This is a genomic window from Streptomyces sp. YIM 98790 (assembly GCF_011421595.1).
Lineage (GTDB): Bacteria > Actinomycetota > Actinomycetes > Streptomycetales > Streptomycetaceae > Streptomyces.
On sequence record NZ_WTLH01000015.1, the window covers coordinates 10,127 to 29,695 of the forward strand.

At 72.8% G+C, this 19,569-nt stretch carries 18 protein-coding genes and 1 pseudogene; 6 read left to right on the forward strand and 13 right to left on the reverse strand.

Annotated features, from left to right (window positions below):
- Positions 1-113 precede the first annotated feature (113 nt).
- Positions 114-1,415 (reverse strand): APC family permease, encoded by a 1,302-nt coding sequence (locus tag GQS09_RS04785; RefSeq protein ID WP_165984712.1) that lies wholly within the window; start codon positions 1,413-1,415, stop codon positions 114-116.
- A 72-nt stretch (positions 1,416-1,487) separates the two neighbouring features.
- Here GQS09_RS04785 and GQS09_RS04790 point away from each other — a divergent pair.
- Positions 1,488-2,456: pseudogene (locus GQS09_RS04790) on the forward strand (GlxA family transcriptional regulator); the annotation flags it as partial.
- 83 nt (positions 2,457-2,539) lie between these two features.
- Here the strand turns inward: GQS09_RS04790 and GQS09_RS29060 are convergent.
- The 5 genes from GQS09_RS29060 to GQS09_RS04810 form a co-directional block, all read right to left on the reverse strand.
- Positions 2,540-3,268 carry a DUF4389 domain-containing protein gene (locus GQS09_RS29060; protein ID WP_399552402.1) on the reverse strand — a complete coding sequence of 243 codons (729 nt, stop codon included), beginning with the start codon at positions 3,266-3,268 and terminating at the stop codon, positions 2,540-2,542.
- Positions 3,269-3,523: 255 nt separating this feature from the next.
- Positions 3,524-6,112, reverse strand: a complete 2,589-nt coding sequence (locus GQS09_RS04795; RefSeq protein ID WP_207957473.1) for a galactose oxidase-like domain-containing protein — start codon at positions 6,110-6,112, stop codon at positions 3,524-3,526.
- Between the two features lie 97 nt (positions 6,113-6,209).
- A complete protein-coding gene (locus tag GQS09_RS04800; RefSeq protein ID WP_243761115.1) occupies positions 6,210-7,628 on the reverse strand; it encodes a glycosyltransferase family 2 protein in 1,419 nt (472 codons plus the stop codon).
- The gene (locus GQS09_RS04805; protein ID WP_165984742.1) at positions 7,625-9,337 is read right to left on the reverse strand and encodes a glycosyltransferase family 39 protein; all 1,713 of its coding nucleotides are present in this window, start codon (positions 9,335-9,337) and stop codon (positions 7,625-7,627) included. The genes GQS09_RS04800 and GQS09_RS04805 overlap by 4 nt, the downstream gene beginning before the upstream one ends.
- A gap of 128 nt (positions 9,338-9,465) precedes the next feature.
- The gene (locus tag GQS09_RS04810) at positions 9,466-10,674 is read right to left on the reverse strand and encodes a glycosyltransferase (protein ID WP_399552404.1); all 1,209 of its coding nucleotides are present in this window, start codon (positions 10,672-10,674) and stop codon (positions 9,466-9,468) included.
- Positions 10,675-11,545: 871 nt separating this feature from the next.
- Between GQS09_RS04810 and GQS09_RS04815 the strand changes: the two genes are divergently transcribed.
- Positions 11,546-12,031, forward strand: coding sequence for a hypothetical protein (locus GQS09_RS04815; protein WP_165984716.1), 486 nt, complete (start codon positions 11,546-11,548; stop codon positions 12,029-12,031).
- Between the two features lie 119 nt (positions 12,032-12,150).
- Here the strand turns inward: GQS09_RS04815 and GQS09_RS04820 are convergent, their stop codons facing one another.
- The 3 genes from GQS09_RS04820 to GQS09_RS29070 all read right to left on the reverse strand — a co-directional run bounded on the left by GQS09_RS04820 (position 12,151) and on the right by GQS09_RS29070 (position 13,963).
- On the reverse strand, positions 12,151-13,161 hold the full coding sequence (locus tag GQS09_RS04820) for a YihY/virulence factor BrkB family protein (RefSeq protein WP_313895990.1): 1,011 nt from the start codon (positions 13,159-13,161) through the stop codon (positions 12,151-12,153).
- Between the two features lie 254 nt (positions 13,162-13,415).
- A complete protein-coding gene (locus tag GQS09_RS29065; protein WP_243761116.1) occupies positions 13,416-13,685 on the reverse strand; it encodes a hypothetical protein in 270 nt (89 codons plus the stop codon).
- Complete coding sequence (locus GQS09_RS29070) at positions 13,682-13,963, reverse strand: MGMT family protein (protein ID WP_243761117.1); 282 nt, start codon at positions 13,961-13,963, stop codon at positions 13,682-13,684. The genes GQS09_RS29065 and GQS09_RS29070 overlap by 4 nt, the downstream gene beginning before the upstream one ends.
- A gap of 52 nt (positions 13,964-14,015) precedes the next feature.
- On the opposite strand from GQS09_RS29070, the gene GQS09_RS29075 reads away from it, so the two are divergent.
- Positions 14,016-14,339, forward strand: coding sequence for a hypothetical protein (locus GQS09_RS29075; protein ID WP_243761118.1), 324 nt, complete (start codon positions 14,016-14,018; stop codon positions 14,337-14,339).
- A 90-nt stretch (positions 14,340-14,429) separates the two neighbouring features.
- The gene (locus GQS09_RS29080; protein WP_243761119.1) at positions 14,430-14,906 is read left to right on the forward strand and encodes a hypothetical protein; all 477 of its coding nucleotides are present in this window, start codon (positions 14,430-14,432) and stop codon (positions 14,904-14,906) included.
- Here GQS09_RS29080 and GQS09_RS04830 read toward each other — a convergent pair.
- The 3 genes from GQS09_RS04830 to GQS09_RS04840 all read right to left on the reverse strand — a co-directional run bounded on the left by GQS09_RS04830 (position 14,873) and on the right by GQS09_RS04840 (position 16,371).
- Entirely contained in the window at positions 14,873-15,028 is a 156-nt protein-coding gene (locus tag GQS09_RS04830) for a hypothetical protein (protein WP_165984717.1), read from the reverse strand. The genes GQS09_RS29080 and GQS09_RS04830 overlap by 34 nt on opposite strands.
- A 239-nt stretch (positions 15,029-15,267) precedes the next feature.
- Positions 15,268-15,687, reverse strand: a complete 420-nt coding sequence (locus GQS09_RS04835) for an arsenate reductase ArsC (RefSeq protein WP_165984718.1) — start codon at positions 15,685-15,687, stop codon at positions 15,268-15,270.
- 48 nt (positions 15,688-15,735) lie between these two features.
- Complete coding sequence (locus tag GQS09_RS04840; RefSeq protein ID WP_165984719.1) at positions 15,736-16,371, reverse strand: arsenate reductase ArsC; 636 nt, start codon at positions 16,369-16,371, stop codon at positions 15,736-15,738.
- Positions 16,372-16,447: 76 nt separating this feature from the next.
- Between GQS09_RS04840 and GQS09_RS04845 the strand changes: the two genes are divergently transcribed.
- The gene (locus GQS09_RS04845) at positions 16,448-16,762 is read left to right on the forward strand and encodes a helix-turn-helix transcriptional regulator (protein WP_165984720.1); all 315 of its coding nucleotides are present in this window, start codon (positions 16,448-16,450) and stop codon (positions 16,760-16,762) included.
- A 56-nt stretch (positions 16,763-16,818) separates the two neighbouring features.
- The gene (arsB, locus tag GQS09_RS04850; protein WP_399552409.1) at positions 16,819-17,874 is read left to right on the forward strand and encodes an ACR3 family arsenite efflux transporter; all 1,056 of its coding nucleotides are present in this window, start codon (positions 16,819-16,821) and stop codon (positions 17,872-17,874) included.
- Between the two features lie 461 nt (positions 17,875-18,335).
- On the opposite strand, the gene GQS09_RS04855 is transcribed toward arsB, so the two are convergent.
- The gene (locus tag GQS09_RS04855) at positions 18,336-19,565 is read right to left on the reverse strand and encodes a cation:proton antiporter (protein WP_165984722.1); all 1,230 of its coding nucleotides are present in this window, start codon (positions 19,563-19,565) and stop codon (positions 18,336-18,338) included.
- Positions 19,566-19,569: the final 4 nt, after the last annotated feature.

Here is a 19,569-nt window from a genome sequence, read left to right on the forward strand (position 1 = left end):
CCCGGCGCCGTCCGGACTCGCCGCGCACACGGCCGGCCGGGGCGGGGCCGGCCGGGCGCTGCTTGCCGCGCCTCGGCCCGTGGTGCCCGGCCGTCCCGGCCCGGGGTGGGGGGTCAGGGCGGAGCGGTGGCGGGGTTGCGGCGCAGGCGGAGGTAGAGCAGGGCGGCGCCGGTCAGCGCCAGCGGCCACAGCAGGTAGCGGCCGGTCATCAGCAGCAGCGCGGCAACCGCGGCCAGCGACACCAGCGCCGCCCACCACCCGCGGCTGCGCCGGGGCAGCAGCCGGACCGCCGCCGCCACCCCGGCCGCATAGACGGTGACGAACGAACCGGTCGCCAGCAGCACCAGCGGCCGGGGCCCGGCACCTGCCGCCGCCACCGCGCCCAGCGCGGCGAAGGCCAGCCCCGACACCAGGGCCAGGCTGCGGCGCGGCACTTCACCCGCCACGCTGCCACGGTCCAGCCAGCCCGGGGCGGCCCCGTCCCGGCCCAGCGCCGCGCCCAGCTTGGCGGCGCCCGCGTAGTACACGTTCATCGCGCCGAAGGTCAGCAGCAGCGCGGCCCCGGCCGCCAGCCAGCGGGCGCTGCCGCCCAGCCCCCGGGCCAGGAGTTCGCCCAGCGGGGCTTCCGAGGAGGCCGCGCCCGGGCCGAGGACGGCGATCACCGCGAACGCCACCGACAGATACAGCACGCCGACCACCACCACCGCCGCCATGGCGGCGCGCGGCAGGTCGCGCGCCGGGCGGCGGAACTCACCGGCCAGATGGGTGATCGCCTCCCAGCCCGCGAAGCTCCACACCAGCATGGCCGCAGCCCCGCCCACCGCGGCCCAGCCGTGCGGCGCGAACGGCTGGAGATTCCCGGTCCGGGCGTCCGGCAGGGACAGCGCCACCGCGACCAGCAGCAGGGTGACCAGCAGCACGGCGAGCAGGAACTGCAGCCGGCCGGTGAGCCGCAGGCCGGCCGCGTTGACCGCGGTCACCAGCACCATCAGCCCGCCGGCGGTGACCGCCGCGGTGGCGGCCCCGCCGCCCAGCGCCGCCGCCGCGTAGCCGCCGCCGAACAGCGCCGCGGCCGTCGCCCCCGGCGGCACGGCCAGATAGAAGCACCAGCCCACCACGGCCGCGGCCCGCTCCCCGAACGCCAGCCGGGCATAGGTGGAGACCCCGCCCGCGTCCGGGTGGCGGGCCCCGAGCGCGGCGAACGCGGCGGCCAGCGGCGCGGAGAGCAGCGCCAGCGCCAGCCAGGCCAGCAGCGAGGCCGGGCCCGCCGCATCGGCCGCCAGAGCGGGCAGGGCGATGACGCCCGTGCCCAGCACGGCCCCGACGTACAGGGCGGTTCCCTGCGCGGTGGTCAGCCGTCCGCCGGCCGCCGGAACCGCCGCCGCCGGGGCGGCCGTGGTGATCGTTTCCCTCATGCCCGGTAGCCTCGCCGAGCCGCCACGGCACCGGACAGTGGCAGAAATGCCGTAGTGCGATAAATTCCCGCCATGCACGAGGAGACCCGGCCCGCCCGCCCCGTGGTCGCGGTGGCGGTCACCGAGGGCGCGCCCGCGTTCGAGCTGGCCGTCCCCTGCGAGGTGTTCGGCATCGACCGCGGCGAACTGGTCCGCCCCCGTCCCTGGTACGAGCTGCGGCTGTGCGCCGCCGAACCCGGCCCGCTGCGCACCGCCGGCGGTCTGCTGCTGGACACCCCGTACGGGCTGGAGGAGCTGGTCGCGGCCGACACCGTGGTGGTCGGCGCCTGCGCCCGGTCCCGGCAGCTGGCGCCGCCGCCGGGCCTGGTCGTGGCGGTGCGCGAGGCCCACCGGGCGGGCCGCCGGATCGTGGCCCTGTGCAGCGGCGCGTACGTACTGGCCGAGGCCGGAATCCTGGACGGCCGCCGGGCCACCACCCACTGGCTCAACGCGGCCGACTTCGCCGCCCGCTACCCGAAGGTGCGCTTCGACCCGGCCGCCCTCTACACGGACGAGGGCGGACTGCTCACCTCGGCCGGCACCGGGGCCGTCATCGACATGTGCCTGCATCTGGTGCGCGGCGACCACGGCGCGGCCGTGGCCAACGAGGTGGCGCGGCGCATGGTGGTGCCGCCGCACCGGGAGGGCGGCCAGGCCCAGTACGCCCGGCAGGGCCCGGCGCCGGCACGGGCACCGGCACCCGAGGCCGGCGCGGACGGCCTGGGCGCGGTGCAGCACTGGGCCCGGGAGCGGCTGCACGAGCCGCTCACCGTCGCCGCCCTGGCGCGCCGCGGCCACATGAGCGAACGCACCTTCGCCCGCCGCTTCCGGGACACCCTGGGCATCACCCCGCTCCAGTGGCTGCTCCAGGAGCGGGTGCGGCTGGCCCAGGAACTGCTGGAGGTCACCGACGAGCCGGTGGAGACGGTGGCCCGCCGCACCGGCTTCGGCACGGCGGCCAATCTGCGGCATCACTTCCGCCGCGTCACCTCGGTCTCCCCGCAGACCTACCGGCATGTCTTCCGGCTGCGCGCGGCCACGCCGCAGCCGCCGCACCCGCGGCCGCGGCCGGGGCGGGAGCCGGATCAGCCGGGCGGCGGCCCCGATGACGGCCCGGCGGCGGACGGACCCGGTGCGGCGGGCGTGGCCGCCGGGGTCTTCGCCCCGGGTTCCCGGCCGCCCATGTCCAGCCGGAACGGCGGATAGGTGTCCGTCAGCAGCGACGCGTACACATCCACGCGCATCGTCCAGCGGACCATGCCCATCAGGAAGTCGAACAGCCCCCGCGGGTAACGTGCCGTGAACAGCAGCGCGATCACGGCGAACAGCGTGAGCAGCGGCACCAGACCGATCCGGTAGCCGGTGTCCCAGTCGCCGCCGCCGCCCCCGGCGCCCGTCAGGACGGCCACCACCAGGTACTGCGGCAGCGCCAGCAGCCACCACTTGACCAGCACCAGGCCCCGCGACAGGCGTTCCGGATAGGCCAGCCGCACCCGCAGCGGATAATCCGGCACGTCCTTGAGCGTGAACGGCGGATACCGGTCCGTGCCCAGCACGTACCAGGCGTAGTAGCCGACCCGCCAGGACCAGCGCAGCACCCCGACGTTGAAGTCGAAGAGCGCCCGTGGATAGCGGGCGGTGAACAGGATGGCGAAGAACGCCACCACGGTGACGAAGAAGAAGGCGATCCAGAGAAAGACCAGGACGATGTAGTGCGGAATGGCCAGCAGCCACTTCACCAGCCACATCCAGCGGCTCAGCCGGGGATCGATGTCCGCCTCGATGTCCAGGGGATGCGTCGCGGCAGGTGTCACCTCGACCACCTTTCGGCGGTGGTGCGTGGAACTGCGGTGCGCCCGGTGGCGCGGCACGCTCCACGGCGTCGTGCGCAGGTCCCTCTCAGCGTCCCACCGGCTTCCGCACCCCGCATCCGCACCGCATCCGCACCGCCACCGCATCCGCGACACGGCGGACCGCCCGCGCGGAGTGTGCGCGGGCGGTCCGGCCGCGTCGGGGCGGGCCGGACGGGCGGGACACGCCCGTTCCGCCCGTGCACCCCGGCGGGGACATCAGGTCAGGCGGTGGCGCCTGGGCACATCGCCCTTGCCGCAGGCGATGCCGTCGCCGCCCGGGTCCAGCAGCAGCGGGTCCTCGGTGCCGTTGAGCTCCAGCCGGCCGAAGCCGTGCTGCCGCAGCCACTCGCACCGTGCCCTGGTGGTGTCCGCCACCGTCTGCGGGAAGGCGGCGGGCACGCAGACACCGGCCGCGCCGTAGGCGCGTTCGCAGCCGGCGATCCGCACGTCCACCGGCTCCGACTCGCGCTTCTTCCCCGGCCCGCGCACCTCGCCGGTCAGGCCGTTGGCGAAGTCCTGCACGGCGGGTACGTCGCCCTCGGCCTCACCCTCACGCTCGGCCGCACCCTCGGCCGCGGCCGAGTCCGAGGAGAGCCCGGAGAGCGGCTCCCCGCCGCCGGACAGCGCCATGGCGCCGTGGTGTTGGTGGCCGCCGGTGGTGGTGGCGGCCAGCGCGGCGCCGCTCTCCGGCACGCCCAGGTGCACCCACTCCGCGACCGACGGCACCCCGTCGGCGTTCACCGCGAACAGCATGTACCAGCCGGGCGGCGCCAGGTTGGGGTTGCTGGTCACATTGAGGCCGACGGTGTCGCCGTCGACGGTCAGCGGCAGGTCCACGAACCGCTGGTTGGGATCGGAGGAGTGGGTCACCGCGGCCGGGCGGATCAGCTCCGCCCTGACGATCGGCGAGTCCACCGTGATCTGCTGCGTCGACCCGTACTCCCATTCGGTGGAGGCCACCGAGGTGATCTCCGGCCGGTCGCCGCGGAACAGGTACGGCGGGGTGTACACGGACACGTTGTGGTTCCACGAACCGTCACCGGGGTTGTCGCCGGTGGCCATCACCCGTCCGTCCGGCAGCAGGAAGGCGGAGGAGTGGTAGCCGTAGGCCTCCGGGTTGGGCGCCACCGGGTCGAAGGTCCCGGTCACCGGGTCGAAGACGGAGGACTCGTACACCGGGTCGGCACGGTTGTGCAGGGCGCCGCCGGTCTCCAGTACCGTGCTGTCCGGCAGCAGCACCGCCGAGACATACATCTTGCCCTGGTCACCGGTCTGCGGCACCGGCCCGGCGCCCAGGTCCACGGTGCCCTGCGGCAGCAGCGGCCCCGGCTCGTACTGCGGGTCGGGCTCGGTCAGGTCGATGATGTCGGTCAGCCGGTTGCCGTCCGGGTTGGTGTCGATGTTGCCGCCGCCCATGGTGATGACCCGCTGGTCCTGGGCCGGGGGCAGCAGCACGCTGGCCGACTGGTCCCGCTCGTCCTTGTTCTGCAGCCCGGGGACGTCGGTGATGGTGTTGGCGTCGTAGTCGTAGATCGAGGCACCGGTGCCCGGGGTGCCGTTGCCGAAGACGTGGCTGCCGCTGTAGAACAGCCGCCCGTCCTGCATCAGGATCATCGACGGGTACAGGCCCCAGAACGACCAGGTCTGGTTGACCTGCCAGGACGGCAGCCACTGCTGCTGCTCGTGCGACCACAGCTCGGCGGTGACGCTGCCCGTGGAGTCCTCGCGCAGCCCGCCGAAGGAGATCACGTCACCGTTGCCGAGGATGGTGGCCGAGGGGTACCAGTGACCGTCGTTCATGTCGTTGGTCCTGGTGTACGTCTCGGTGGCCGGGTCGAAGATGTAGGAGTCCTTGTAACCCTCGTAGCCGTGCGTGCCCCCGGCGTCCGGATAGGCCAGGTTGCCGCTCATCACCAGTACCCGGCCGTCCGCCAGTTGCACATGCCCGGCGCAGAACATGTCGTCCGGGGTGGGGATCACGGTGTAGCTGCCGTCCGCCGGGTCGTACACGGCCGAGGTGAAGGTCCCGGCCGCGAACAGTTCCTCGCTGTTGCCCGAGCCCGCGATCAGCAGCACCTTGCCGTTGTGCAGCACCACCGAGTGCATGGAGCGGACCGGGTTCTGCACGGGCAGCACGTCCCACCGGCCGTCCTCGCACTCGGCCCGGGTGCCGGTGCAGACCGGTCCCGGGTCCGGCGCGGTGGCGTCCACCATGGCGTAGTCGTCGGTGATCAGGGTGCCCACCGCGTAGAGCGAGACGCCCCAGGCGATCCGGTCGGTGCCCGGCGGGATCTCCGGCGTGCGGACCTCGGTGCGGGTGTAGGCGGCGGCCGGGCCGAGGGTCTGCAGGTCGGTCCAGTACTGCCAGCCGAGGGTGGTGTCGTGGCGGAAGACCGTCACCGAGTTGGAGCCGGTGGTGGCCTTGTACCACAGCGACAGGTCGTACTGGTGCCCCTCTTCCACGTAGGGCGCGCAGGCCGCGCTCTCGGTGATCAGGGCCTTGCGGTCGCCGTCGGTCCGCTCGGTGAGGGTGACCTCCATGGCCACGCTCCCCGTGCGGGCGTCGGCGGTCGGCTGGATGACGAACTCGTTGCCGCCCCAGCCGGAGCGGGACCAGCAGTGCGGCATGTCGCCGGTGCCGGCCGTCTCGAAGCCCGGGTTGGTGACCAGGTTCGGGTCGGCTGTCGCCGCGGGCGCGGTGGTGAGCAGTACGGCGGGCAGCAGCGCCGCCAGGGTCAGCAGCGCTGCTCTGCGTCTGCGCCGCTGCCGCCGCGGTACGGCGTGTGCGGGCGGAGGTGCGGGCATGGTCGTCCCTTCGGTCATGCGGGTGGTACGGGTCGTGCGAGGGCGGTACGCGTCTGCGGGGTGCTGCCTGCGGGGTGCTGCGGGTGCTGCTGCGGGCTCAGACGGCGGGCGGGGCCGGCACCGAAGCGGCCCGCACCGCGGCCGCCGCTCCTGCTCCCGTCTCCGCCCCCGCCTGCGCATCCGCCTCCGCCCGGCTCGCGGCGGCGCCCCCGCGCCCGGCCCGGCGGCCGCTGCGCGGCAGGTACACCAGCACCTCGGTGGCGGCGAACCGCAGCACAAAGGTGGTCAGCAGGGCCAGCGCGGTGGCCGGCAGCACCGCCACCCCCAGCCGTTCCACCAGCAGCGCGATCAGCGGCACCCGCAGCACCAGATCGGCATTGGCCAGCACCGCGAACCGCCCGGCCCGGTCCGCCCAGTGCCGGTGCGTCCGCCGGTGCCGGAACAGCAGCAGCTCGGTGAGGACGAAGTTCCAGGCGACACCGCACTGGTTGGCGATCACCACGGCCGGCAGGTAGTGCAGACCGCCGGCCGTCAGCAGATACAGCGCCAGCAGATTGGGCAGGAAGCCGGTCAGCCCGATCAGCCCGAACACCGCCATCCGGGCGGTGGCCGAGGCGGTGCGCAGCTCCACCAGATGGCGGAGGAAACGTATGCCCTCCCGGGCCGTGGACTTGGACTCGCCCGCGAACCGGTCCTGGAACACGAACGGCACCTCGGTGACCGTCCCCGGGCGGCAGCGCACCGCCAGCTCCATGAGGATCTTGTAGCCGAGCGGGCGGAGCGTCTCGGCGGTGACGATGCTGCGGCGGATGGCGAAGAAGCCGCTCATCGGGTCGCTGAGGCCGCGCAGCCGGCGCGGGAAGATGCCCTTGGCCAGCCAGGTGGAGGCCCGGGAGACCGCGATGCGGTAGCCGCCGGCCAGCCCGGCGCGGCTGCCGCCGCGGATGTAGCGGCTGGCGACGACCAGTTCGGCGCCGGAGTGCTCGCCGGCCGCCACCAGCTCCGGCACCAGCGAGGGCGGGTGCTGGAGGTCGGCGTCCATGACCACGATCCAGTCGGTTCCGGCGGCCTTCATGCCCGCCACGACCGCGCCGCCCAGGCCGCCTTCCGGGACCTCCCGGTGCAGCACCGACACCGGGAACGGGCAGTGCGGTGCCTCTCGGGCGATGACCTGCGGGGTGTCGTCCTTGCTGTCGTCCACGAACAGCACCGAGCAGTCCAGGCCGGCCGGTATCGACTCGCTCAGCCGGCGCAGCAGTTCGGGGATGTTCCCGGCCTCGTTGAAGGTCGGGATGATCAGGGTGACGGTTCCGGGGCGGACGTTCTCCAGTGGCCACACGGCCGTCCGCCGCCAGGGACGCCGGACGGCGGGCGCCGCGGGCGCCGCGGGCATGGCGGGCGCGGCGGCCGGGTCGCCGGCGGCCGGATCGCCCGCCGCGAGCTCCCCGGCGGGGAGTGCGGCGGCGCGGGCGGCGCCGAGGGAGTCGGTGCCGGGCCGGGCGGGGAACGGATTCATCTGTCGCCTCCTGCGATCCGCCGGATCTCGATCCGGTCCTCGCCGTCGCCGAAGACGGCGACCGGCGTCGAGTGTTCGAGCGCGTCCTTGACGATGGGGAGGTCAACGGCGTCCCGCCGCACCGTGGGTGAGGACACCACGTAGTCGATGTCGCGGTAGCCGCCCGGCAGCGTCGCGGTGACGGCCGGGTCGAGGTCCGCCTTGTAGAACCAGATGACGCCGGTGCCCGGCTCGAAGCCCTGGTGCACCAGGTCCAGCCAGACGGCGTCGTCCACCAGCACCCGGGTGGTGGCCGGCTCGGCCACCTCCTGGCCCATCCACGCCACCGCGGCCCGGTAGGGGGCGTTCGCGTCCTGCGTCAGCGCCGTCTTGTTGCCCTGGTACCAGGTGGGCGCCACCACGGCGACGGCCGCCGCGCCCAGCGTGACCGCCGCCGTCCAGCGCAGCACGGCGACCGGGCGCCGCTGCGGGAGGCCCTCCCGCCCGGAGCGGCGCCGCCACAGCACCGCATGGCTGACGCTGGCCGCGCTCGCCGCCAGTACCAGCGCCAGGAACGGCAGCGCCTGGATGACGTACATGGCCGGCAGGTAGCCGGAGGGCCGGGTGATGACCACGGCCAGGATCACCACGGCCAGTGCCGGGCCGGCCAGGGCCCGGGCCGTCACCGACCAGCGGTGCGTGACCACCAGCAGGGCCGCGCCGGCCAGGCCGCCGTAGATGATGACGGAGTCGTAGTAGAGCCAGGACTGCACCACGGCGTGCGAGCCGGTCCCGGCCTGGAAGAGCGAACCGGAGCCGGGCCGGCTGAGCTGGTAGACGATGCCGTCGATCAGCGAGACATGCCCCGTGCCCGGGAAGAGTTCGTTGTTCAGCAGCGCGAACAGCGGATACAGCAGCCCGGCCAGCACGCAGGAGGTGATCGCGCCGGTGACGGCGAACTTCCTGGTCTCGCGGTGGCTGTGCCGCCACATGGTGACCAGCAGCGCGGGCAGCACCAGCAGCATGGTCTCCTTGGTGAGCACCGCGGTGGCGGCGGCCAGGCCGGCGGCGAAGTGGTGCCACAGATGGCGGCTGGGGGAAGCGGCCAGCCAGAAGGCCAGCAGCATCCACATCACCGCCAGGTTGTCCAGGAAGATCTCCCGCTGGAGCACCACGGAGAGCGGGGAGAGGCCGAACAGGGCCATGGCGGCCAGCGCCGACCAGCGGGGCAGCCGCAGCCGCAGCGCCAGCGCGTGGACCAGCACGGCACTGGCCGCGCTGACCGGCAGCATGGCGTACCGCATGGTGGCGACGGTCATCCACTCGGGCGTGATCAGCGAGGGTATCCAGGTGAGGAAGGCGATCTGGAGCCAGCCGACGGGTGGATGGTCGTACCAGTAGGTGTAGTGGGCCAGCCCCTCACCCTGCTGCACGGCCCATGCCTGCGCCAGATAGGTGCCCTCGTCGTCGCTGAGGGTGGGGAACCTGGTGATGTTCCAGGCCTGGACCAGCATGATGACGGCGAGCAGGCCGAGGCAGAGCAGCACATCGACCCGGGTGGCGCGCGGCCGGGGCAGGTCTGCCGCGGGTATGCGGGCGGTGCCGGTTCTCCGCCGGGCGGACGCCGCGGCCTTGCCCGCCGCCGTCCCGGTCCCCGTCTCCGGCCCGGTCTCCGGCCCGGTCTCCGGCTCGGTCTCCGTGGCCGGAGCCGCCGCCGTCACTGCCGTCATCTGCGTGCTCTCCGTGGCTTCGGCGGCTTCGGTCGTCCCGGGGGCCGTGGTCCCGGGGGCCGTGGTCGTGGTCGTGACGGTCTCGGCAGCCGGACCGGTCTTGCCGGCGGCTGCGGACAGGGTCGAGGTCACCGCAGGACGTCCTCTCGGCCGAGGTGCGCACCGACGTGGCGGGTCAGCTCCCATTCGTTGCGGCCGCGCTGCTCGCGCCAGACGGCCCGGACCGCCGCGCCCGCGAGCAGTACCTGGTAGAAGGGGCCGCCGAGAATGAGCTTGAGGTAGTGGACGAACCGGACACGGAGCCCGTACTGGACGCCGAAGTCGTGCAGGCCGACGACTTCGAAGACAACGGTGACGGTGGCGGTGAGCAGCGGCAGGAAGGTGAACACGGCGACCCCGACCGGTACGTCGAGGAAGATCGCGGCGAGCACGTTGACGGGGATGATCACGCCGGAGAACGCCTGGAGGAACGGTGTCATCAGGGTGTAGCGGGCGAGCATCCGCTGGCCCAGGCCGGGCAGCCGGCGCCAGTCCCGCTTCCGGTAGACCTGGAGGAAGCCCTGATTCCAGCGGGTGCGCTGCTTGAGCAGGGCGAGCAGGGTGCCCGGGGTCTCCTCCCGGGTCACCATCCTCGGGTCGTAGGCGACGACCACCTTGCGGCCCTCGCTGGAGAGCCGGACGCCGAGGTCGCAGTCCTCGGCCAGGCAGTCCTGGTCCCAGCCGCCGGCCTGCCGCAGCACGTCCGTGCGCACGAAGACCGTGTTGCCGCCCAGCGGGATGAACCCCTTCTGGGCGTGCAGGTGCAGCCGGCTGCGGAACCAGAAGAAGTACTCCAGGCAGTTGCGCAGGCTGTACCAGCTGGAATGGAAGTTGATGAGCTGCACCCCGCCCTGCACCACGTCCGCCGCGGTGGTGCGGAAGGCGTGGTCCACGTGTGCCAGCAGCTCCGGATGCACCTGGTCCTCGGCGTCGAAGACCCCCACCACGTCGCCGCGGCAGTGCGGGAGCGCGGTGTTCAGCGCCTTGGGCTTGTTCTTCTTCTCATGGGTGTCCGTGATGACCCGTACCCGCTCCGGGGCCCGGGCCGCCGCCCGCTCCGCGACCTCGGCGGTCTCCGGGTCGTCGTGCCCGACGATCACCAGGATCTCGTAGTCGCTGTGGGCCGAGCGGAGCAGCCGGGCCACGGTGTGCTCCAGCACGGCCTGCTCGTGCCGGGCCGGGACCAGCAGGGAGAACGACAGTTGTGCCTCGCCGTCCGGCCGGCGGAAGCGGGTGGCGGCCAGCACCTCGGGCGTACGCCACGCGTGCATCTGCCACCACAGGGTGAACGCGGCCATCCAGAACAGCGCAAGCGAGACAACGACAATGAACGCAGCGGTGAGCAAAACCCCTCCTGGGCCACGCCACGCTCCGCGTGGCGTCACATCCGCACCCGGAAGGCGCACGACGGCAGGCTGCATCACCCGCCGAGCCCCCCGGGTCTTCCCCTTCACGCACTCTCCCCAGTGCGTCGCTCGTGGCGAGGCTTAGAGGCTAGGGAAAAGAAATTGTCCGCGTGAAGGGATTTTGCATGAACTTTGGATTTACGGATCTCCCAGTCGCACCAGCAGGTGAACTCTTTACCTTTCACACACCTTTTCGCGTGATGCGTGCAGTAGGCATATTAATCAATGTGTACGGCTCGTTGCATTCATATGATCGGCTCGCAGGCGCACGGAGGGCGCACGCCGTACCCCTGTGCTTCACGCCCTGGTCCCTCTCCCAGGGGCTGCTGTGACTGCTGATCCCCGAGTGCCCCCCGGTGCTCCCGGGCGTCCCGTTGCTTCAGGGGTGACAGGGGAAAGAATTCCCTTCCGCCGCCCGGCAGAGTTCCTTTGTATTTCCCCTCCCATTACCTGAACTGGATTCACCTTTACCGGTTCTCCATGTCTGTGCCGGGTCGTCCCGCCGCCTTCCGGGAGAAATTCCGCACGGAAGACGGTCGACCCCGGACCCGCTCCCGTACCCCAGCGGCACCGCATCCCCACCCTTGCGGAGGGTACGGCTGATTATCGACGGTCATGGATACAGGCCCCCTTGCCCGCGGCCGGTGGCCGCTGCAAGCATCCCCGGCGTGCGCTCTGCGGCGGCCGGAGCACGGGACAGACTCCGGCCGGCCCCCACCCGTCGGTTCTGTCTCCTGGACGACCCCACAGGAGTGCAATTCCCATGCTGCGATCGAAGCTCCGGTCCATGCTGCTCGGCGTCGGCACCGCCTCCGTCATGCTCGGTACCGCCCTGGCACCGACCTCGGCATCGGCGGCGGCGCCGGCCGCGCCCGCCGCCCCGGCACCGGCCGACGTGTCGGCCGCCGCCGCGTTCTGGTCCTGCACGGTCCCGTCCGGCTACACCTACACCAACACCCGCAGCACCCTGTCCTGCTCCACCACCGGAATCCGCACCCAGTACTACGTCCAGCCCCCCGCGGACGGCCTGTGGGCGTGCACCACCATGTCGGGCTACACCTACACCGACACCCGCACGACCCTGTCGTGCTCCACCAGCGGAACCCGCACCATGTACTACCTGCGCACCCCCTCGACGGGCCTGTGGGCCTGCACCGTCCCGCCGGGCTTCACCTACACCAGCACCCGTACCACGCTGTCCTGTTCCACCAGCGGAACCCGCACCATGTACTACCTGCGGCAGCTCTGACGGCCCGTCCGCACCGCGCGGACGGCCCCGGCCACCACAACGGGGACGACGGCTCCGCACCCGGCCGTCGTCCCCCCCCCGCCCGCGCCCCACCCGTCCGCCGCGGCCCGGCAGCAGGGCTACGGCTGCTGGTGCCGCGGGCGCACCGGGCGGTCCCGCCGGTCGGCCGGCACCCGGCCCGGGCCCGCTTCCACATCCGCGTCCCTGTCCGTCTCCGCGTCCGTCTCCGTGTCCGTGTCCGCGCGGCGCGCCGCGATGCGGCCCAGCTCGACGGCGAACTGCGCTCCCGCCAGCAGGGCCAGATTCGTCATCCACATCCAGATCAGGAACACCACGGTGCCGGCCAGGGACCCGTACAGGCGGCTGTAGGTGCCCAGACCCGAGGCGAAGGCGGCGAAACCGGCCGAGGCGGCCAGCCAGCACACACCGGCCAGCACGATCCCGGGCAGCAGATGCCGCAGCCGCCGGGCCTGCCGGGGGCCGCTGCCGAAGAGCACCAGCACCATCAGGGTGGCCGCGCAGACCAGCACCGGCCAGCGCAGCAGCCGCCAGTCCACCGCCTCCGCGCCCCGCACCCCGAGCCCGTCGCCGACCAGACCGGCCAGCGCCCCCGGCGCCACCAGCACCGTGACGCTCGCGGTCATCAGCAGCAGCAGGACGACCGCCGTGGCCAGAATGCGCGGCGCCTGCCGCCACGGAGTGCGGTGGTCCGTCACCCGGTACAGGCCGTGCAGCGCCCGCCGGAAGACGGCGAGGTAACTGACCGCCGACCACAGCGCGCTGGTACCCGAGCCGATCGCCACCAGCAGGGCCGCGGCCCGCTCCTCCGCCCGGTCGCTCAGGGCCTGGCGCAGGGTGGCACCGGCCTCGGCCGGGACCCACGCGGTGACGTGCTCGACCAGGCTCCCGGTGGCCTCGGGGCTGGTCAGGCCCGTTACCGAAATCGCGCAGACCAGGGCGGGCAGCACGCTCAGCACCGCGTAGTAGGTCAGGGCGGCGGCCCAGTCCGTCACATCGTCCCGCCACATCGACACCGGCGTCGCCAGCAGGGCGGCCCGCCGGTCACGCCACCGCCCGGCCTGCGCGCCGTGACCGGACCGGTATTCCGGCGGCGGCGGACGTACTGCCACGGCGCAGCCTCCTCCCCTGCCCACGACGGCCGCCCGCGCCGCCAGTCCCTGCGCGGAGCGCCCACACCCGCTGCACCTGCCCACCCCCGGCCCGGCACATGCGCTCCCCCAGGGGGGGAAGTGCCCGGGTCCGGCCGCCGGGCCAGGGCCCCGTCCACCGGGCCGGGGTCCCGGACCGCGGGCGGGATGCCGCGAGCGGGATGGCCGGCGCCCGGGCAGTCGGCAGGGCGTCGGGCAGCACGTGGAGCCGTGGCTCAGTCCCTGTCCCGGCTCTCCCAGCGGTCCCGGAACCATGTCAGGGTCTCCACGAGCAGCTCGTGGTTGCGGTCCTTCTCCAGCACCGACAGGCGGAAACCGGGACGCAGCTCCAGCTTGCCCTCCGGGATGTCGACGCCCTCCAGCTCGTTGAGGCGCCTGAGGAGTTCGGCGCGCTGCGCGCGGTCCGTGAACGGCCGGCGCGCGGCGAGGTACGGGAACACCACCTCCGTGGTGCCACCGCGCCCGCTGCCCGGGTAGAGCGTCATCGCGCGTTGGCCACCCCCGGTGTGCTGGCGAGATGGCTGCCCACGGCCTGGGCGCCGGAACCGATGAACGCCGCGAGATCACCGTAGGACGTCCAGGTGCCGTGGGGCAGCGTGGCCAGCACCTGGTGGACCAGTTGCCAGTCCCGGCTCCGCTCCGCACGTCCGACTCCGCGCAGCGGGGCGGGCCACAGCGCGATGGCGCGATCGGCGAGTTCGTCGGCCCGGGCGCGGATCTCCTTCGCGCCCCAGCGGTCGGTGGCGACGATGCGGCGGTTCATCTCCAGGTGACTGCCCCGGAGCAGATCCTGTTTGCGCTCGAAGGGGTGGTTGGTGTCCGTAGCTCTCCTCCAGCCGCTGGAGCACCATCTTGCGCTGATGCCAGCGACCGTACTGGTAGAAGGGCGCCTTGTGGATCTTCTCGCGCAGTTCGTCGTCGTCGGGCCGGAAGCGGTTCTCGGCGGAGAGGAGCTGGTGCAGCCCGTCCGCGACCGGCATGTCGAACGGAAGCTGTCCGGGCACTGCCTGGAAGATGCGGTTGAGGTTGTTCGTCGGCACCCGGCACATCATCCGGCGCACCAGGAAGCTCTCGATGTACGACATCGCGCGGGCCGTGTCCGCGGAGTCCAGGTCCCCGCGCTCGCGCCGGTCGAGTAACAGCATCAGCGCGGGATAGGTGCCCTGGGCCTGCCACGTGTGCAGGCGGTGCAGAGGGGCGCGGACCGAGTCGTCCGGCTCCTCTTCGGGGTGGAGAATCCGGCGGAAGAGGGCGCCGCGGCGGTACAACTCCCTGATGTACCCCTCGATCTCCCCCTCGATCGCCGTCCGGCTCGCCGCACCGCGACGCTCGAAGCGCTGCTGCTGAGCGGCGTACAGATCCTGCCGGCGCACCCGGTCGTCCCCGTCGAGCACCAGTTGCAGCCACATGAGCTGTTCCAGCTCGTCGTTGCTCAGGCTGTCCTGCAGCGGAAGCCAGTAGGTCTCGTACACGTGCTCGCCGCGGGTGGGCAGCTTCATGAACAGGTAGTCGCGCAGGAGATCGGCCTGGCTCAGCTTGAGGCCGGTGTTGTTCAGCGACTCGAAGTGCCCCGGTCCGTCATGGGCGTCGCGGAGCGCGCCAACGCCTCCGCCTGGACCCTGGCCCCCGGCGAGGGCCGCCCGCCGCGCCCGGTAGCGCAGGGCGGGGTCGGTCAGCGCTGCCGGGCGGGCTCGTCCTGCTCGTAGTGCTCGTACGCGGTCTTCAGCCCGGTGCAGACCTCGGCCGTGGTCTCGAACAGCGCTTGGGCCTTGGGTTCGGTCACCTTGCCGATGTCCTCCCGGGCATGCCCGATGACCTCGTCGAGCATCTCCTTGGAGGGTCCGGCCGTCGCGGTGACCGACCCGTGGCTACGGCCCGGCCCTCTGCCCCGAGGACTTCGCGGGCCGGTTCGGCCCGTGCCCTGCGGTCCTCGGCCAGCGCCTTGCGGCCGGCCTCGGTCGCCCGGTGCACCCGCCGGACGCGGCCGTCGACCACCCGCTGTTCGGAGGCCGGCGGGCCTTCGGCCTCCGCGCGGTGCAGCCCCGCGGCCTGCGGGACGGTGCGGTGTCACCCGGCCGTGCGGGCGTCGATGTCGGCGATGAGGGCTTCGATGCGGGTGCGGATCTGGTCGCGGATGGGGCGCACGGCCTCCACCCCCTTGCCGGCGGGGTCGGTCAGTTCCCAGTCGAGGTAGGTCTTGCCGGGGAAGACGGGGCAGGCGTCGCCGCAGCCCATGGTGATGACGTAGTCCGACGCCTGGACGGCTTCGGGGGTGAGGACCTTGGGCTGCTGTCCGGAGATGTCGATGCCTTCCTCCTTCATGGCCTCGACAGCGGCGGGATTGATCTGTTCCGCGGGCAGGGAGCCGGCGGATCGGACGTCGATGCGGTCACCGGCCAGGTGGCGCAGGTAACCGGCGGCCATCTGGGAGCGTCCGGCGTTGTGGACGCAGACGAACAGCACGGAGGCGACGGGGGTGGTGGTCACGGGCGTGGTCTTCCTTGTCGGGCAGGGGTGTGTGTGCGGTTGTCGTGTTCAGGATGCCGGTGGCAGGAGGGCGAGGAGTTCGGTGATGCGGGCGTCGATGTCGTTGCGGACGGCGCGCACGGCATCGAGCGGGGCGCCGTCGGGGTCCGGCAGGGGCCAGTCCAGGTAGCGGCGGCCGGGGATGACGGGGCAGGCGTCGCCGCAGCCCATGGTGATGACGATGTCGGCGGCGCGCACGACTTCGTCGGTGAGGGGTTTGGGGTAGGCGTCGGCCAGCGCAACGTCCTGTTCGGCCAGCACGGCCGCCACGCCGGGGTCGAGGCCGGCGGCGGGCCGGGTACCGGCGGAGGAGACCTGCAGGCGCTCCCCGGCGCGGTGGGCGAGGAGGGCGGCGGCCATCTGCGAGCGTCCGGCGTTGCGGGTGCAGACGAACAGCACCCGGGGGGTGCCCGTGGCCGGCGTCTCCAGGTGCGCCAGGGCGGTGAGGCGTTCGCGGGTGAAGCGCTCGGCCAGCACCAGCAGGTAGGTGGGCACGGTGGCGGTGGCCGCGAGCAGGGTGTAGGAGTCGGCGAGCACCTGCTGAACGGTCTCCCGTGAGAAACGGCCTTTGTGGCGGGCGGCCAGGCGGCCGGCGATCTCGCGGAAGCGTTCCTCGGACGGCGCTGGCGAGGACAGTGCGGTCATGGGGGTTGTCCCTCCGGCGAACAGGGCCAGGGAACCGGACTGGCATCAGCTCCGGCTGATATGAGAGTATCAGTCCATGCTGATGTCAGTCGATACTGAGCTCATGCGGGTGCTGTCCGATCCGCTGCGGCTGAAGATCGTCACCCTGCTGGCCCACGAGACACTGTGCACCACCCACCTGGTCGTGGAGACCGGAGCGAAGCAGACCAATCTCTCCAACCACCTGCGGGTGCTGCGCGAGGCCGGGGTGGTGGACACAGAGCCGTGCGGCCGGTTCACCTACTACCGCCTCGTCCCCGAGGTCATGGAGACCCTGGCCGGGCAGTTCGCCGCCCTCGCCGAGGCCGCCCGCGCCACCCGCACCGCCGACACGAAAAGGGCCTGCCCGTGAGCACCGCCGGCACCCGGCCCGCACCGGAGAGTGTCTCCGGTGCCCCGGCCGACGGGATCGTCGCCCGCCTGTCCACCCTGGACCGCTTCCTGGCGGTCTGGATTCTGGCCGCCATGGCCGCCGGGCTGGGCCTGGGCCGGGCCGTCCCCGGACTGGACGAGGCACTGGCCGCGGTGGAGATCGGCGGCATCTCGCTGCCCATCGCGCTCGGTCTGCTGGTCATGATGTACCCGGTGCTGGCCAAGGTGCGCTACGACAGGCTGGACACGGTCACCGGCGACCGGCAACTGATGGCCGCCTCCCTGCTGATCAACTGGATCATCGGCCCGGCCGTGATGTTCGCCCTGGCCTGGATCTTCCTGCCCGATCTGCCGGAGTACCGCACCGGGCTGATCATCGTCGGCCTGGCCCGCTGCATCGCCATGGTCATCATCTGGAACGACCTGGCCTGCGGCGACCGGGAGGCCGCCGCCGTGCTGGTGGCGCTGAACTCCGTCTTCCAGGTGCTCGCCTTCGGCCTGCTCGCCTGGTTCTACCTCGACCTGCTGCCCGGCTGGCTGGGCCTGGGCCAGGGCGAGGAACTGGCCATCTCCTCGTGGTCCATCGCCCTCAACGTGCTGATCTTCCTCGGCATCCCCCTCGCCGCCGGCTACCTCACCCGCCGTATCGGCGAACGCCGCCTGGGCCGGGAACGCTACGAGACGGCCTTCCTGCCGCGGCTGGGTCCCTGGGCGCTGTACGGGCTGCTGTTCACCATCGTCATCCTCTTCGCCCTCCAGGGAAAGACGATCACCTCCGAGCCCGCCGATGTCGCCCGCATCGCGCTGCCGCTGCTGGCGTACTTCGCCGTGATGTGGTTCGGCACCTTCGCCGCCGGCCGGATGATGGGCTACACCTACGAGCGCACCACCACTCTTGCCTTCACCGCCGCGGGCAACAACTTCGAACTCGCCATCGCGGTGGCCATCGCCACCTTCGGCGTCACCTCCGGGCAGGCCCTCTCCGGCGTGGTCGGTCCCCTGATCGAGGTCCCCGTTCTGGTGGCCCTGGTCTATGTCTCCCTCGCCTGGCGCAAGAAGTTCCGGCGACGCCAGGCGGAGCTCCACGGATAGGCCCGCTCCGCACCCCCGCCGCCGCCGCGGCCCGCCCGGTCACCGGGTGGGCAGGTGAGCGGTGGGGCGGCGGGCGGCCCGGACGGCGTCGCGGCCGGCGCCGCGGAGGGCCTCGGCAAGGGATAGGTGATGTCGTCGCCCTCGTCCGCTGTCGGGCCGCCGGGAACGGGGCGGTAGGGGGCGCCGATGACGCCGTACAGCGGTTGCAGGGCGAGCAGCGTCTCGTAGGTGCGGACCATGGTCTCGGCGTGGCGGGTGCGGCCGAAGCGCTCGGTGAGGACGGCGGCGCTGGTCAGCGGGTGGTGTCGGGTGTTGTGGCGCCGGCCCGGGTCGCGGGCCAGGAGGCGGGGGACGGTCCTGGCCAGGCCGCCGGCTGCGCCGAGGCAGACGGCCGGTGCGGCCAGGGCCTGGGCGGCGCCGGGATGAGGAGGGGGCCAGGGTGGGCCTTCCCGGTGGGGGGTTCAGTCGACGGGGGCGGGTTCGGTGGCCTCCTCGGCGGTGCGTTCGGGGGCCGGGGCGGGAGCCTGGACGCGGGTGCGGCGTTCGGTCAGGCGGCGGGCGAGCGGCTCGGTCCAGCGGGCGGTCAGCGGCCCGGCGATCACGAGGATGAGGACGTATGCGGTGGCCAGCGGGCCAAGGGCGGGCTCCACCCCGGCGGTGACGGCCAGTCCTGCGATGACGATGGAGAACTCGCCGCGGGCCACCAGGGCGCCGCCGGCGCGCCAGCGGCCCTTGGCCGAGACGCGGGCGCGGCGTGCGGCCCAGTAGCCGGTGGCGATCTTCGTGCCGGCGGTGAGCACGGCCAGGGCGAGGGCGGGCAGCAGGACCGGGGGGATGCTGGCGGGGTCGGTGTGCAGGCCGAAGAAGACGAAGAACACGGCGGCGAACAGGTCGCGCAGCGGGGAGAGCAGGGTGTGGGCGCCCTCGGCCACCTCGCCGGAGAGCGCGATGCCGACCAGGAAGGCACCCACGGCGGCGGAGACCTGCAGCTGCTGGGCGATTCCGGCCACCAGCAGCGTCAGGCCCAGCACCACCAGCAGCAGCTTCTCCGGATCGTCGCTGGAGACGAAGCGGGAGATGACCCGGCCGTAGCGCAGGGCGGCGAACAGCACCAGCCCGGCCACGCTCAGCGCGATGGCCAGGGTCAGCCCGCCGGCCACCCATCCGGTGCCGGCCAGCAGGGCGGTCAGGACAGGCAGGTAGACGGCCATGGCCAGATCCTCCATCACCAGGATGGACAGGATCACCGGGGTCTCCCGGTTGCCCAGCCGGCCCAGATCGCCGAGCACCTTGGCGATGACGCCGGAGGAGGAGATCCAGGTCACCCCGGCCAGCACCACGGCGGCCACCGGACCCCACCCCAGCAGCAGCGCCATCGCCGCGCCGGGCAGGGCGTTGAGCGCCATGTCCACCAGCCCGGCCGGGTACTGGGTCCGCAGGTTGCTCACCAGGTCGGACGCGGTGTACTCCAGACCCAGCATCAGCAGCAGCAGGACGACGCCGATCTCGGCGCCGATGGCGACGAACTCCTCACTCGCGCCCAGCGGCAGCAGCCCGCCCTCACCGAAGGCCAGCCCGGCCAGCAGATACAGGGGTATCGGGGACATGCCGAACCGGCCCGCGAAGCGGCCCAGCAGCCCCAGGCCCAGGATGATGGCACCGAACTCGATCAGGATGACCGCGGAATGCACCGGC

Excerpts from the sequence above, each read along its gene's own strand:
- GQS09_RS04805 (WP_165984742.1), bottom strand. The coding sequence starts at position 9,337 with ATGACGGCAGTGACGGCGGCGGCTCCGGCCACGGAGACCGAGCCGGAG.
- GQS09_RS04830 (WP_165984717.1), bottom strand. The coding sequence starts at position 15,028 with ATGCTCGACGAGGTCATCGGGCATGCCCGGGAGGACATCGGCAAGGTG.
- GQS09_RS04815 (WP_165984716.1), top strand. The coding sequence starts at position 11,546 with ATGCTGCGATCGAAGCTCCGGTCCATGCTGCTCGGCGTCGGCACCGCC.
- GQS09_RS04845 (WP_165984720.1), top strand. The coding sequence starts at position 16,448 with ATGCTGATGTCAGTCGATACTGAGCTCATGCGGGTGCTGTCCGATCCG.
- GQS09_RS29070 (WP_243761117.1), bottom strand. The coding sequence starts at position 13,963 with ATGAACCGCCGCATCGTCGCCACCGACCGCTGGGGCGCGAAGGAGATC.
- GQS09_RS04840 (WP_165984719.1), bottom strand. The coding sequence starts at position 16,371 with ATGACCGCACTGTCCTCGCCAGCGCCGTCCGAGGAACGCTTCCGCGAG.
- GQS09_RS04795 (WP_207957473.1), bottom strand. The coding sequence starts at position 6,112 with ATGCCCGCACCTCCGCCCGCACACGCCGTACCGCGGCGGCAGCGGCGC.
- GQS09_RS04785 (WP_165984712.1), bottom strand. The coding sequence starts at position 1,415 with ATGAGGGAAACGATCACCACGGCCGCCCCGGCGGCGGCGGTTCCGGCG.
- GQS09_RS04810 (WP_399552404.1), bottom strand. The coding sequence starts at position 10,674 with ATGGCCGCGTTCACCCTGTGGTGGCAGATGCACGCGTGGCGTACGCCC.
- GQS09_RS04800 (WP_243761115.1), bottom strand. The coding sequence starts at position 7,628 with ATGAATCCGTTCCCCGCCCGGCCCGGCACCGACTCCCTCGGCGCCGCC.
- GQS09_RS29065 (WP_243761116.1), bottom strand. The coding sequence starts at position 13,685 with ATGACGCTCTACCCGGGCAGCGGGCGCGGTGGCACCACGGAGGTGGTG.